The organism is Ligilactobacillus sp. MP3, from assembly GCF_024436335.1.
Taxonomy (GTDB): domain Bacteria; phylum Bacillota; class Bacilli; order Lactobacillales; family Lactobacillaceae; genus Ligilactobacillus; species Ligilactobacillus salivarius.
In genome coordinates this window covers 44,318-58,244 of the sequence record NZ_JANFQI010000006.1, presented here as the reverse complement: position 1 = coordinate 58,244, position 13,927 = coordinate 44,318, and the positions used below count along the sequence as shown (strand labels likewise).

Sequence of the window (13,927 nt, the reverse complement as noted above, 5' to 3'; positions counted from 1 at the left end):
AAAGTTGAAGTATATTTACTTAGATAATGCAGGCACAACTCCAATGGCTACAAAAGTTATTGAGAAGATGACTGAAACTATGACCAATACTTTCGGCAACGCTTCTGCCGTAAATTATTATGGTCGTCAAGCACGTGCTATCTTAGATAATAGTCGTCACGTAATAGCTGAGTCAATTAACGCTAAAAATGACAATGAAATTGTATTTACTAGTGGCGGTACAGAAAGTGACAATACTGCTATTATCCAAACAGCGGTGGCTAGAAAAAATGAAGGTCGTCATTTGATTACTACAGCAATTGAACATGAAGCAGTTCTAAAACCAATGGCATATTTAGAACAAGAAGGCTTTGAAGTTACTTATCTTCCAGTTGATGAGTATGGTCAAATTAATTTAGATGATCTAAGACAAGCTATCAGGCCAGACACAATTTTAGTATCTATTATGATGGGGAATAACGAAGTTGGAAGTCATCTTCCTATTAAGGAAATAGGTGAAATTGTTGCTCCAACTAATGCTTGGTTCCATACAGATTCAGTTCAAACTTATGGTGCACTTGATATAGATGTTCAAGATTTAAAAGTTGATTTATTATCAGTGTCTGCACATAAATTGAATGGTCCTAAAATGTTAGGATTTCTATATCGCAGAGATGGAATTAATTTTCCATCCTTGATCAAAGGTGGAGATCAAGAATTAAAGCGTCGTGCAGGAACTGAGAATGTACCGGCGATTGCAGGTTTTGCAGAAGCTGTTAGTTTATTACCAGCAGAAGTAAAAGAAGAACATCGCCAAAAATACTTATCTTTTAAACATCAATTGGTGGATGGATTAAAGGAAAATGGAATTGACTTTGAGATTAATGGGCATCTCGAAGAAAATCAATTACCTCAAATTATTAGTATCTGGTTTAAAGGCTTTGCTAGTGATAGTTTACTAACTAACCTTGATTTAAGTGGGATTTCAGCAGCTGCTGGTTCAGCATGTACAGCTGGCTCATTGGAACCTTCTCATGTTTTAGTAGCAATGTATGGTGAAGATAGTCCAAGAGTTGCTGAATCCTTACGTTTTAGTTTTGGAATCAATAATACTAGTGAGGACATTGATTACTTGATTGAGACGTTAGTAAAAATTATTAAGAAATAGAGGGGATTTATTATGGCATATGGCACAACAGCAAAAATATTAGGAGATACAAAGACATACAAACTTTCTACTAATGTTAAGAGATTTCCACTACGCGATGCAGGCTTTATAGAGTCTAAGGGTGGTAAATTTCAATTAGAACGTTCATTAGATCCATATTCTCCTTTCAATCAAGGATATAAATTAAAAGTCGCAATTCAAGCTGACATGAAGAACTTTAAGATGGTTACTTTAACAGCTAATGGAATGCGCGAAGTAAATATTTTTAAAGGTAATGACAACCAAGGTAATATTGAACAATTAGAATTTATCATTAATGATTTAAAGGAAAGGAAAATCCTAGAAGAAGTTTAGGATGTATTTATGCTTGATATTAATGGTAATAATAGCTATAATGTAGCTTACTGAACAAAAACGACCTTCAAATCGTGAAATTCAGAATATATTGAAATGATGGTGATTTTTTGTGAAAGACAAGAGTCAAATTCGTGTCGTTGTAGGAATGAGTGGTGGAGTTGATTCTTCAGTTTCTGCTTACTTATTGAAACAACAAGGATATGACGTTGTTGGTGTATTTATGAAGAACTGGGATGATAAGAATGATAGTGGTGTCTGTACAGTAACAGAAGACTATCAAGACGTAGCTAAAGTTGCTAGTCAAATTGGTATTCCTTATTACTCAGTTAACTTTGAAAAGGAATATTGGGATAGAGTATTCACATATTTCCTTGATGAATATAAAAATGGACGTACTCCAAATCCTGATATTATGTGTAATAAAGAAGTTAAGTTTAAAGCTTTCTTAGATTACGCAATGTCTATTGATGCAGATTATATTGCAATGGGACACTATGCACAATTGCGTCGTGATGAAGATGGCAGAGTGCATTTACTACGTGGAGCAGATGATAACAAGGATCAAACTTATTTCTTGAGTCAGCTTTCACAAGAACAATTACAAAAAGTAATGTTCCCAATTGGACACTTACAAAAATCAGAAGTGAGAAGAATTGCTGAAGAAGCAGGTTTAGCAACTGCTAAAAAGAAAGATTCAACTGGAATTTGCTTTATCGGTGAACGTAACTTTAGTAAATTCTTAGGTGAGTTCTTACCTGCTCAACCAGGTGAAATGGTAACTCTTGACGGTGAAGTAAAGGGAAATCATTTTGGCTTGATGAACTATACTATTGGTCAACGTAAAGGCTTAGGTATTGGTGGCGATGGCAAGAGTAATGAACCATGGTTTGTTATCGGTAAAGATTTGAAGACAAATACTTTATTAGTAGGACAAGGCTACCACAATGAACATTTATATGCTAATAGTTTAGATGCTTCAAAGTTAAGTTTTGTTGACGATATTTCTGATCGCGGTGATGAATTCCATTGTACAGCTAAGTTCCGTTATCGCCAAAAGGATACAGGCGTTACAGTTAAATTTAATGAAGATCGTACAAAGGTTGAAGTTATTTTTGACGAACCTGTACGTGCTATTACTCCTGGACAAGAAGTTGTATTTTATGATGGTGAAGAATGTCTAGGTAGTGGAACTATTGACCACGCATATAAGGAAAGTAAATTATTACAATACGTATAATTTTGATAAAGAGGATTGCTATTAAGTGATCCTCTTTATTTTTAAATAAAAGGTCAAACTTAGTCAAAGTTTAAAAAAGATGATATAATGTAGGAGATGAAATATATTATAAGGACTGATAAGTATGGATAACGAAAATTATACAACTGAAGTTCAAAAAAGTTTAGCAGAAGCGCAAAAGGTGGCAATTAACCGAAAGCATCAAGAAATTGGAATTAATGAATTATTTAAAGTGTTAGTCCAACCTGGAGAAATAGCTGCCGAGATTTATAAAAAAGCAGGTTTAGACATACAGGCCTTCGAAAACTTTATTGATGGCGAATTAGATAAAGTTAGTGTTGTTGAAGGTGGTAATGTTCAATATGGACAATCAATAAGTCAGCAACTTTTTTCATTATTGCAAAAAGCACAAGAAATAGCTAAAGGCAATCAAGATACTTATGTTTCTGTAGATACCTTAATGTTAGCTTTAATGGAGTTAGAGTACAATCCCTTAACAGAATATTTAAAGCAAACTGGATTAACAAAAAATCAGTTAGGCAAGGTTGTAGCTGATTATCGAGGAGGAGAAAGAGTGACAAGTCAAGATCAGGAAAAAGGCTATAAATCACTTGAAAAGTACGGAGTAAATTTAAACAAAGAAGTTAGAAATGGTAATCAAGATCCTATTATTGGACGTGATGAAGAAATTCGCGATGTTATTCGAATTTTATCAAGAAAAGCTAAGAATAATCCAGTTTTGATAGGTGAACCTGGTGTTGGTAAAACGGCTATTGTTGAAGGACTAGCACAGAGAATTGTTCGAAATGATGTTCCAGATAACCTAAAAGATAAGACTATAATTTCTTTGGATATGGGTTCCTTAATTGCTGGAGCTAAATATCGTGGAGAATTTGAAGAACGATTAAAGAATGTATTAAAAGAAGTGAAGAAAAGCGAAGGAAAGATCCTACTTTTCATTGATGAAATTCATAATATAGTTGGAGCAGGTAAGACTGAAGGTTCGATGGATGCTGGAAACTTATTGAAGCCAATGTTAGCTAGAGGCGAATTACATTTAATTGGTGCCACTACTTTGGATGAATACCGAGAATATATTGAAAAAGATAAAGCTCTTGAAAGACGTTTCCAAAAAGTACTTGTTAAGGAGCCAACTGTTGAAGATACAATTTCCATTTTGCGTGGCTTAAAAGAACGTTATGAAATTCATCACGGAGTTCGTATTCATGATAATGCTTTAGTAGCAGCTGCAACTCTATCCAATCGCTATATTACAGATAGATTTTTACCAGATAAAGCCCTTGATTTAATCGATGAAGCTTGTGCTGAAATACGTGTAGAAATGAATTCCGTTCCTAATGAATTAGATCAAGTAACTCGCGAGTTAATGCGTGAGGAAGTTGAAGAAGCTGCTTTGAAGAAAGAAACAGATGCTGCATCTAAGAAACGCTTAGAGGAGTTACAAGCCGAATTATCCAATTTGCGTGAAAAAGCTAATAAACTTCGTCAACGTTGGGAAGATGAAAAACTAGACATCCAAAAAGTATCTGATAAGAAATCTGAATTAGATAAAGCTCGTCATCAATTAGAAGAAGCTGAAAATAATTATGATTTAGAAAAGGCTGCTAAGTTACAACATGCAACGATTCCACAACTAGAAAAAGAACTACAACAATTGGAAAATAGTGAACGTCCTAAAGAATGGATGGTTGAAGAGTCTGTCACTGATAAGGAAATTGCAGAAGTAATTAGTAGAATGACTGGTATTCCAATTAGTAAATTGGTTGAAGGAGAACGTGAAAAGCTTTTACATTTAGCAGATAATTTGCATAAGCGTGTAATAGGCCAAGATGAAGCTGTAGATGCAGTCTCTGATGCAGTCTTAAGATCTAGAGCTGGTTTGCAAAATCCTAACAAGCCACTGGGATCTTTCTTGTTCTTGGGACCAACAGGTGTCGGTAAAACAGAACTAGCTAAGGCTTTAGCAGAGAATTTATTTGATTCTGAAAGCCATATGGTAAGAATAGATATGTCAGAATATATGGAAAAATATTCAGTTTCAAGATTAGTTGGTGCTGCTCCTGGTTATGTAGGATACGAAGAAGGTGGACAACTTACAGAAGCTGTTCGTCGCAATCCTTATACTATTATTTTGTTAGATGAAGTTGAAAAAGCTCATCCAGATGTTTTCAACATTTTATTACAGGTTCTAGATGATGGACGCTTAACTGATGGTCAAGGAAGAACGGTTAACTTTAAGAACACAATTTTAATCATGACATCTAATTTAGGTTCAGAGTTCTTGCTAGAAAATGATTCTACAGATGGTACAATTTCTCCTGAAATAAAGAAGAAAGTCATGCAACTAACACAGGCACATTTCAAACCAGAATTTTTAAACCGTATTGATGATATTTTGATGTTTACACCATTAACAATGGATTCTGTACAAAAGATTGTTGAAAAATTCATTCATCAATTGTCAGACAGGTTAGAAAGTCAAGAGATTACGTTAGGTATTGATGAAGATGCTCAGAAGTGGATTGCTAAAGAAGGATATAACCCAGCTTATGGTGCAAGACCATTGCAAAGATTTATAACTAATAACGTTGAAACGCCGCTAGCTAAGGAAATAATCGCTGGGAAAATTCTACCTCATTCTAAAGTAACGGTAACTTTAGTAGATAACCAATTAAAATTTATAACTCAAGCATAATAAAAAAGTGTGTGAATTTTACGTTCACACACTTTTTGTTTGATATAAACTATTTTGAAGCTTTTTTATCGCTGATAAAGTAGTTCAAGCAGTTAATACCGATTAAACCACCAATCATGCAAATTACACCACTTGCTAACCAGTCAAATTGAACACCAGTTAAAGCAGAAATGATATAACCAATAACTTCACCATAGATAAAGCCCCAAAATAGGACTGTAAGTTGTTTACCCATTTTCAACACCTCATATCTATACTAAGTTATTCTATCACAATTTTAAAGAACTTACATGTAATATTTGTGTATCTTATCTATAATTTTGTAAAGTTGATATCTTTTAAGTATAATGAAATTGTATTTTGTAGGAAAGGAGAGATATTATGTATGCTCCCTTACAAGTTTTAAGTTCATATAGTTTGTTGCAAAGTCCATTGAGAATTTCAGAGTATGTAAAGTTAGGAAAAGAATTGGGATACAGTGCTCTGGTATTGACAGATATAAATTCAATGTATGGCGTTTTGGACTTCTATCATGAATGTGTTAAAGCAGGAATTAAACCAATTATTGGTATTACATTACAATCTAGCGATGATGAGTATATTTTTATTGCTAAGAACAGTAATGGTTATCAAAATTTGATGAATATTTCTTCAAAGAGACTAACTGCAGTAGATGAGAACTATAAAAATATTTTTAAATTAGCAGATATTACAGAGTATTTACAGGATGTAATTGTTGTATTGAATCCATCGTATCTAACGGTAAATGACATAATAAGTGATCAAGTGACAGAATTACAAACATTAGTGTCAGCTGCCGAGACAATTTATTATGGTGTTAACCCTAATGATAGAGATGCTATAAATAATGATTTAATGGCTGCTGAGAAGTTACAATTAGAGACGATTTTATTAACACCAGTTAAATACTTAAAAGAACGTGATTATTTTAGTACTAAGGTATTACAAGCCATAGGAACTGGTGAAAATGTTAATCCGAATTGGAATTTTAAAAATGATGGAAATTATCTACATACACCTGAGGAATATGAGCGCTTAGGTACAGATTATTTAAGTAGTGCATATCAAAATGCAATTAATGTGATTGCTCAATGTAACTTAACATTAAACTTTCCTAAAACACAGTTACCCCATTTTAAAGAAACTAATGGCTTAAATTCAGAAGATTTCTTAAGAAAATTATGTCAAGAAGGATTAGCTAAAAGAATAGCGGAAGAAAATATAAAGAACCAAGAAGAATATCAGAATAGATTAGATTATGAATTATCAGTTATTCATCGCATGGGATTTGATGATTACTTCTTAATTGTTTGGGACGTGACAAATTTTGCTCATGAAAATAATATTTTAACCGGTCCAGGTAGAGGATCAGCAGCTGGTTCTTTAGTTTCATATACCTTATATATTACTGATATTGATCCTATTAAGTATGACTTGATTTTTGAACGTTTTTTGAATGAAGAACGTGCTCAAATGCCAGATATTGACTTAGATATTCCTGATATAAAAAGAGATACTATCATTGAATACTTACATCAGAAATATGGGCAGCAACATATGGCACAGATCATAACCTTTGGAACATTAAAAACAAAACAGGTATTGCGCGATGTTGCTAGGGTATTTGATTTAAAAACTTATGAAGCAGATGCGTGGAGTAAGGCGATACCTAAAGAATATGGAATTACTCTAAAAGAAGCGTATGCTAGTAGCCAATCTTTGAAGAACTTAGTTGCAGATAACTCTAAGAATCGACTATTATTCGAAACAGCCATTGCACTTGAAGGACTACCACGACATTATTCTACACATGCAGCTGGGATTATCTTAAGTGATGATGATTTAGTAGATCACGTACCAGTTCAGATTGGTGGCGATGGTATTTTAATGAGTCAATTTGCTAAAAATCAAGTTGAAGAAGTTGGATTGTTAAAAATGGATTTTCTAGGATTGAGAAATTTATCAATTTTGGAAAATACAATTACACTAATAAAAAAGGGTTATCATATTGATTTTGATATAAGAAAAATTAATTTGGATGATCCTGAAACTTTAAAGATCTATCAAAATGCAGAAACAAGTGGTATTTTTCAATTTGAATCAGCTGGTATCAGAGGGGTACTAACAAAATTAAAGCCTACTTCATTTGAAGATGTAGCAGCGGTAAATGCCTTATATCGTCCAGGACCTATTCAAAATATTGACGAATTCATTGCAAGAAAGCATGGTGAAAGACCAATAACTTATCCTTCAAAAGAACTGGAAGGTATTTTGAAGCAAACTTATGGAATTATGGTTTACCAAGAACAAGTTATGCAAGTTGCTTCTGCTATGGGAGGCTTTACTTTAGGACAAGCGGATTCGCTTAGAAGAGCGATGAGTAAAAAGAAACATGATATCATCTCGCGAATGGAAGTTATGTTTATTAATGGTGCGATGAAAAAAGGATACACGCATGAAGTTGCTAAAAAAGTGTATGCTTACATCATGGAATTTGGAGATTATGGTTTTAACCGGTCACATGCAGTTGCTTATTCAAAAATGTCATTTGAATTAGCATATATAAAAGCACATTATCCAGCAGCTTTCTTTGCAGCTTTATTAAATTCAGTAATTGGAAATCCACGTAAAACTAAAGATTATGTTTTAGAAGCTAAGAATAAGGGAGTAAAAGTTCATCATCCAGACATCAATATTAGCCAATCTCTATATATCTTACGTAATGGGGAAATCTACTTTGGTTTAAGTTGTATTAAGTCATTGAGAAAGAACTTTCTTCAAGATATTTTGCAAGAAAGAAAACGAAGTGGTATTTTCAAAAACATGGAGGATTTCTTGCAAAGAATCGATAAAAGATACTTAAAAAGAGAATTAATAGAGATTTTAATTTATTCAGGTGTCTTTGATACATTTGGTCAATCTAGAAAAGAATTGTTGGCGATGTTGCCACGCTTACTAAGCAATATTGAACTTAGTGGAAATAATGTTGAACTATTTTCAATATTGGCACCCAAGAAAACGACTGTAGAAAAGATAGAGATTTCAAATGATGAACTCTTAGAAAAAGAAAATTATTATCTAGGAGCTTATTTATCAGGTCATCCAGTCGAAAAATATGTAGAGTTAATCTATTTAACCAATTCAACTAGAGTTTCTCAAATAAACGAGTCTAATAAAGATAAGTATGTTTCAATGATTTTGCAGATAAAAGTTATAAAAATCATTAGAACTAAAAATGGTTCTCAAATGGCGTTTGTAACTGCAGCTGATCAAACTGGAAACATTGATTTAACGTTTTTCCCTAATGTATATAAGAGATTTTCATCAGTTTTGGAAGATGGAAATATTATCTTAATTGAAGGTAGAGTTGATACAACAAGAGGATTGGCCATAACAATTAGTAAAGCGATGTTAGCAAACGATGTAAGAATAAAAACTTATTATCTACGCTTAGCAAAAGCCTTCGATACAAGTAAAAGAAGAAATCTTGAAAAGTTAATGCTCCAAAATAGTGGTAATGTACCTGTTATTATAGTTGATGAAAAATCGGGGAAAAAGAAACTTCTTAATAAAAAATTATGGCTATCACAGGATAAAATAGTTTACAATAGACTTGTAGAGTTGTTAGGAGTTGAAAATGTAGTTTTGAAATAAATTAAGTTACTTTTTCAAAAAAATTATTGGTTTTGACGGCTTTTTTACAAAAAAATCAGAATTTTTACTTAATTTTTCATATTTTTACAAGACAATTGCTTATAAAAGTGGTAATATTACTTGTGGAGAATGTAGTTCTACTGAAATATATACTTGAGGTGAAAAAATGAAACGCATTGGTATTTTAACTAGTGGTGGCGATGCAGCTGGTATGAACGCAGCTGTACGTGCGATTGCTCGTTCTGCAATGAATGCAGGTCTTGAAGCTTACGGTATCAACTACGGATATAAAGGACTTGTAGAAGGTAACATCTTTAAGATGGAATCTACAAAACTTGATGAAATTATCAGTCGTGGTGGTACTATCTTATATTCTGCACGTTTCCCAGAATTTGCAGAAACAGAAACACAATTGAAAGGTATCGAACAATTAAAGAAATTTGGTATTGAAGCATTGGTTGTTATCGGTGGCGATGGTTCATACCACGGTGCAGAAAAATTAACTATGCACGGATACAATTCAATTGGTGTACCAGGAACTATTGATAATGACATTCCAGGTACAGACTTTACAATTGGTTTCGATACTGCTGCTAATGTTGCAATGGAAGCATTAGATCGTATCAACGATACTGCAACTTCACACCAACGTGTATTCGTTGTTGAAGTTATGGGTCGTGGTGCAGGTGATATTGCATTATGGTCTGGTATTGCTACTGGTGCAGATGCAATTGTTATTCCAGAACGTGAATACGATATTGAAGCTATCGCAAATAAAATTTCCGAAAACCGTAAGAACGGTAAAGATCATGGCTTAATTGTTTTAGCAGAAGGCGTAATGGGCGCTGCTGAATTCAAAGAAAAGCTTGATCAATACGGTGATTTTGATAGTCGTGCTATTACTTTGGGACATATCCAACGTGGTGGTAGCCCAACTGTTAAAGATCGTGTTTTAGCTACAAGACTTGGTGATTATGCTATTCGCTTGTTACTTGAAGGTAAAGGTGGTTTAGCTATTGGTATTCATGATAATCAATTGGTTGCAACTGATATCATTGATACACTTGAAAATCACAAACATCAAACAGATGTATCATTACAAGATTTGAATGATCGTGTTCGTTTCTAATTTTGTATCGATAAAGTATTTATTTTAACTTTCGGCAAAGATAGACATGAAAGTCATCTTTTAATATTTTCAAAGGAGAGGTTTTATTCATGAAAAAGACCAAGATCGTAAGTACCCTTGGACCAGCTAGTTCTGACCTAGATACAATTGTTAAGTTAATCGAAGCAGGTGCAAATGTTTTCCGTTTTAATTTCTCACACGGTGATCATGAAGAACACTTAGGCCGCATGAATTTAGTTCATGAAGCTGAAAAAATTACTGGTAAAACAGTAGGTTTCTTATTAGATACAAAGGGTGCAGAAATCCGTACAACTGTTCAAAAAGAAGGCAAGATTCATTTTGTAATCGGTGATGAAGTACGTATTTCTATGGACGATTCTATTGAAGGTACAAAAGAAAAAATCGCTGTAACATACCCTGGTTTATACGATGACGTTCACGAAGGTGGACATGTATTGTTTGACGACGGTTTGATTGATATGCAAATCGAAAAGAAAGACGATGCAAACAAAGAACTTGTATGTAAAGTATTAAACGAAGGTACACTTGGTTCTCGTAAAGGTGTTAATGCTCCTGGTGTTTCTATCAACTTACCTGGTATTACAGAAAAAGACTCTGATGATATCCGCTTTGGTTTAGACCAAGACATTAACTACATTGCTGCTTCCTTCGTACGTAAGCCACAAGATATCTTAGATATTCGTGAATTACTTGAAGAAAAGCACATGGAACATGTACAAATCTTCCCTAAGATTGAATCTCAAGAAGGTATCAACAACTTTGATGAAATCTTGAAAGTTTCTGATGGTTTGATGATTGCTCGTGGTGACATGGGTGTTGAAATCCCAGCTGAAAATGTTCCATTGGTACAAAAATCATTAATCAAGAAGTGTAACTTAGCTGGTAAGCCAGTTATTACAGCTACACAAATGCTTGACTCTATGCAAGAAAACCCACGTCCTACACGTGCTGAAGCTTCTGACGTTGCTAACGCTGTATTTGATGGTACAGATGCAACAATGCTTTCTGGTGAATCTGCAAATGGTGACTACCCTGTAGAATCTGTTGCTACAATGGCACGTATCGACATCAAGTCTGAAAATGCATTACGTCAACACAAAGCATTGACATTAGATGCATTTGATAAGACAGATGTTACAGAAGCAATTGGTCGTTCAGTTGCTGAAACAGCAGAAAACTTGAACATTAAGACAATTGTTGCTGCTACAAAATCTGGTCATACAGCACGTATGATTTCTAAGTACCGTCCAAATGCTGACATTTTAGCTGTTACATTTGATGACCGTACACGTCGTGGTTTAACAGTTAACTGGGGTGTACAACCTGTATTGGCTGATGCTCCTTCATCAACTGATGAAATGTTCCAATTAGCTACAGAAGAAGCTAAGAAGGCTGGTTTAGCTAAGGAAGGCGACTTGATCTTAATCGTTGCTGGTGTTCCTGTAGGTGAAAAAGGTACTACAAACATCATGAAGATCCAATTAATTGGTTCTAAGTTAGTTTCAGGTCAAGGTGTTGGTGATGAAACTGTTATCGGTAAGACAGTTGTTGCAACATCTGCTGATGAAGCAAACAAGAACGCTGTTGAAGGTGGAATCCTTGTAACAAAGACAACTGACAAAGATTACTTACCAGCTATTGAAAAATCATCTGCTTTAATCGTTGAAAATGGTGGTTTAACATCTCATGCAGCTGTAGTAGGTATCTCTATGGGTATTCCTGTAGTTGTTGGTGCTAAGGATGCAACATCATTGATCAAGAGCGGTGAAGTTGTAACAGTTGATAGCCGTCGTGGTATTGTATACCATGGTGCATCAAACGCTCTTTAATCCTGTTACGATAAGATTTTAGAGTTTCGCAACTTGTGAGATTTTATTAAAAATATAATTGAGTAGCTCATTTCGTTTTTACGAAATGGGCTACTTTTTATTTTTATCAAAAAACAAGGTACAACAGTTGTATTTCGATATTATAATGTACTTAAGAAAGAAATGAAATGAGGTATAAGTAGTATGGAATATAGCGAGAAAGAAACAGAAGAGTGGCTTTGTGGAGGAGAATTACCTGATAAAAGTACTAAACTGGGTATAAAGGAATATATTTTCGATGATGTGACGCTAACTTTAGATAAAAATCTACATCCAACAATTAAAAGTAGTAAGAGTATTAAATTAAAGTTGTTAGAATTTAAATATGAATATCACTCTTCGAAGGGAGAAAATGTAGTATTGTTGAGGCTATCTTATCAACAAGGAAAAGAAGTTGTCAGAGTAACAAAGGAAATAATTGAGAAATAATTGTATGAATTTTAAAGTAGATATTAAAATAAAAAAATGCTATAGTTTACGATTTGAATTAGTAAGCTGCAGCATTTTTTGTTGAAAATGTATTATTTAAAAATAATTAATGATAATAAAGCTAATATTGCTGGTGTACCTTGTAAAAGCAGAATTTTGCTGTTTTTAGCACTAAGCCATCCATAAATTGCGGCAATAATAACAAAGATAACAAACATTGTAGTACCTATAAATTGAGAATTTACAGGGAAAAAGAAACGAGAGAATAGCAAACCAACACCAATAAAACCATTGTATAGACCTTGATTTTTCATTGAAACTCTAGCTTCTTCCATTGATAAGTATTCTTTACTTAATCCAAAGACATTTTCTAATTTTTCTTTAGAGGCAAACATTTCTAACTGCATGATGTATAAAGCTTCTAAAGCAACTAAAGAGGCTAAGATAGTAGAAAAAATACTCATTAAATTTTCCTCCTTTAAAATTATGTAACGTTACTAGTATAGCGAAAAAAATGATATTATTGCAAATTAAAAACCTTTGGAAATAAAGATTTTTAATCCCAAAGGTTTATTTTGTATTTTTTTGTCGTCTTCGATATCCTAAACCGAAAGGAACCATATTTTCAGTTCCGTTTTTAATTCTTTCGATATTTTTCCAATGTCTAGCAAAAACGAATATAGTTAACACAATGGCTACGATAGTTAAAACTCGATCATTGAAAAATAAGGAAATGATAGAAACAAGTGTGAAGCCTAACATACTAGCAACACTTACCATACTACTAATATATAAAGTAATGATAAAAATGGCCCATGCAATTGTGAAGAATAAAGGATTATATACAAGTAATACGCCTACACTTGTAGCAACTGCCTTACCACCTCTAAAGCCAGCAAAAATAGGAAATACATGCCCTAAAATTGCAGATAATCCAATCAATAGCACACTAACATTTACGTGGAAAATAAATGGTAAACAAGCTGTTATAGTTCCTTTTAACATGTCCATTAATAATACAACGATACCAGCTTTCTTTCCCAGAACTCTAAAAGTATTAGTAGTACCCATGTTACCACTACCATAGTTACGAATATCTTTATTATAAAATATCTTTCCTATCCAAACACCAGATGGAATAGATCCTAAAAGGTATCCTATAATAAGCATTAAGATAATTTTTATATCCACTAAAAAATTCCTCCTAAAGTAGTCACTCATACACTATATTAACATTAAAGAAACTATTTTTCATTAATTAAAATTAAAATTTATCCATATAATTGCTTGATATGAGATAGAAAAATGCGATATGATATTAAAGACGTGACTTTTAAAGTCAGAAAGG

At 33.4% G+C, this 13,927-nt stretch carries 11 protein-coding genes; 8 read left to right on the top strand and 3 right to left on the bottom strand.

Annotation, left to right across the window (positions count from 1 at the left end):
- Positions 1-4 precede the first annotated feature (4 nt).
- The 4 genes from NOU10_RS05810 (at position 5) to clpB (ending at position 5,457) form a co-directional block, all read left to right on the top strand.
- Positions 5-1,147, top strand: coding sequence for a cysteine desulfurase family protein (locus NOU10_RS05810; RefSeq protein ID WP_255906283.1), 1,143 nt, complete (start codon positions 5-7; stop codon positions 1,145-1,147).
- Between the two features lie 12 nt (positions 1,148-1,159).
- The gene (locus NOU10_RS05805) at positions 1,160-1,501 is read left to right on the top strand and encodes a DUF1831 domain-containing protein (RefSeq protein ID WP_003700201.1); all 342 of its coding nucleotides are present in this window, start codon (positions 1,160-1,162) and stop codon (positions 1,499-1,501) included.
- A gap of 112 nt (positions 1,502-1,613) precedes the next feature.
- Positions 1,614-2,741 carry a tRNA 2-thiouridine(34) synthase MnmA gene (gene mnmA, locus NOU10_RS05800; protein ID WP_003704383.1) on the top strand — a complete coding sequence of 376 codons (1,128 nt, stop codon included), beginning with the start codon at positions 1,614-1,616 and terminating at the stop codon, positions 2,739-2,741.
- A 124-nt stretch (positions 2,742-2,865) separates the two neighbouring features.
- Positions 2,866-5,457: an ATP-dependent chaperone ClpB gene (gene clpB / locus NOU10_RS05795; RefSeq protein WP_003706273.1), complete on the top strand. Its 2,592-nt coding sequence runs from the start codon at positions 2,866-2,868 to the stop codon at positions 5,455-5,457.
- A gap of 49 nt (positions 5,458-5,506) precedes the next feature.
- Here clpB and NOU10_RS05790 read toward each other — a convergent pair whose 3' ends face one another.
- Positions 5,507-5,692 carry a YjzD family protein gene (locus NOU10_RS05790; protein ID WP_003700204.1) on the bottom strand — a complete coding sequence of 62 codons (186 nt, stop codon included), beginning with the start codon at positions 5,690-5,692 and terminating at the stop codon, positions 5,507-5,509.
- 146 nt (positions 5,693-5,838) lie between these two features.
- Here NOU10_RS05790 and dnaE point away from each other — a divergent pair, with 146 nt between their 5' ends.
- The 4 genes from dnaE (at position 5,839) to NOU10_RS05770 (ending at position 12,579) form a co-directional block, all read left to right on the top strand.
- Complete coding sequence (dnaE, locus tag NOU10_RS05785; protein WP_255906281.1) at positions 5,839-9,132, top strand: DNA polymerase III subunit alpha; 3,294 nt, start codon at positions 5,839-5,841, stop codon at positions 9,130-9,132.
- A 166-nt stretch (positions 9,133-9,298) separates the two neighbouring features.
- Positions 9,299-10,261 carry a 6-phosphofructokinase gene (pfkA, locus tag NOU10_RS05780; RefSeq protein ID WP_255906280.1) on the top strand — a complete coding sequence of 321 codons (963 nt, stop codon included), beginning with the start codon at positions 9,299-9,301 and terminating at the stop codon, positions 10,259-10,261.
- A gap of 89 nt (positions 10,262-10,350) precedes the next feature.
- Complete coding sequence (gene pyk, locus NOU10_RS05775) at positions 10,351-12,111, top strand: pyruvate kinase (RefSeq protein ID WP_003706278.1); 1,761 nt, start codon at positions 10,351-10,353, stop codon at positions 12,109-12,111.
- A 183-nt stretch (positions 12,112-12,294) separates the two neighbouring features.
- On the top strand, positions 12,295-12,579 hold the full coding sequence (locus NOU10_RS05770) for a hypothetical protein (protein WP_250201063.1): 285 nt from the start codon (positions 12,295-12,297) through the stop codon (positions 12,577-12,579).
- Between the two features lie 92 nt (positions 12,580-12,671).
- Here the strand turns inward: NOU10_RS05770 and NOU10_RS05765 are convergent, their stop codons facing one another.
- Together NOU10_RS05765 and plsY are read right to left on the bottom strand one after the other, a co-directional pair.
- Positions 12,672-13,043, bottom strand: a complete 372-nt coding sequence (locus NOU10_RS05765) for a DUF1304 domain-containing protein (RefSeq protein WP_250201064.1) — start codon at positions 13,041-13,043, stop codon at positions 12,672-12,674.
- 106 nt (positions 13,044-13,149) lie between these two features.
- Entirely contained in the window at positions 13,150-13,770 is a 621-nt protein-coding gene (gene plsY / locus NOU10_RS05760) for a glycerol-3-phosphate 1-O-acyltransferase PlsY (protein WP_003703540.1), read from the bottom strand.
- Between the last annotated feature and the right edge of the window lie 157 nt (positions 13,771-13,927).

Bases quoted from the DNA above. Each gene is read 5' to 3' on its own strand.
- NOU10_RS05805 (WP_003700201.1), top strand. From the start codon at position 1,160: ATGGCATATGGCACAACAGCAAAAATATTAGGAGATACAAAGACATAC.
- clpB (WP_003706273.1), top strand. From the start codon at position 2,866: ATGGATAACGAAAATTATACAACTGAAGTTCAAAAAAGTTTAGCAGAA.
- NOU10_RS05790 (WP_003700204.1), bottom strand. From the start codon at position 5,692: ATGGGTAAACAACTTACAGTCCTATTTTGGGGCTTTATCTATGGTGAA.
- dnaE (WP_255906281.1), top strand. From the start codon at position 5,839: ATGTATGCTCCCTTACAAGTTTTAAGTTCATATAGTTTGTTGCAAAGT.
- pfkA (WP_255906280.1), top strand. From the start codon at position 9,299: ATGAAACGCATTGGTATTTTAACTAGTGGTGGCGATGCAGCTGGTATG.
- pyk (WP_003706278.1), top strand. From the start codon at position 10,351: ATGAAAAAGACCAAGATCGTAAGTACCCTTGGACCAGCTAGTTCTGAC.
- NOU10_RS05770 (WP_250201063.1), top strand. From the start codon at position 12,295: ATGGAATATAGCGAGAAAGAAACAGAAGAGTGGCTTTGTGGAGGAGAA.
- NOU10_RS05765 (WP_250201064.1), bottom strand. From the start codon at position 13,043: ATGAGTATTTTTTCTACTATCTTAGCCTCTTTAGTTGCTTTAGAAGCT.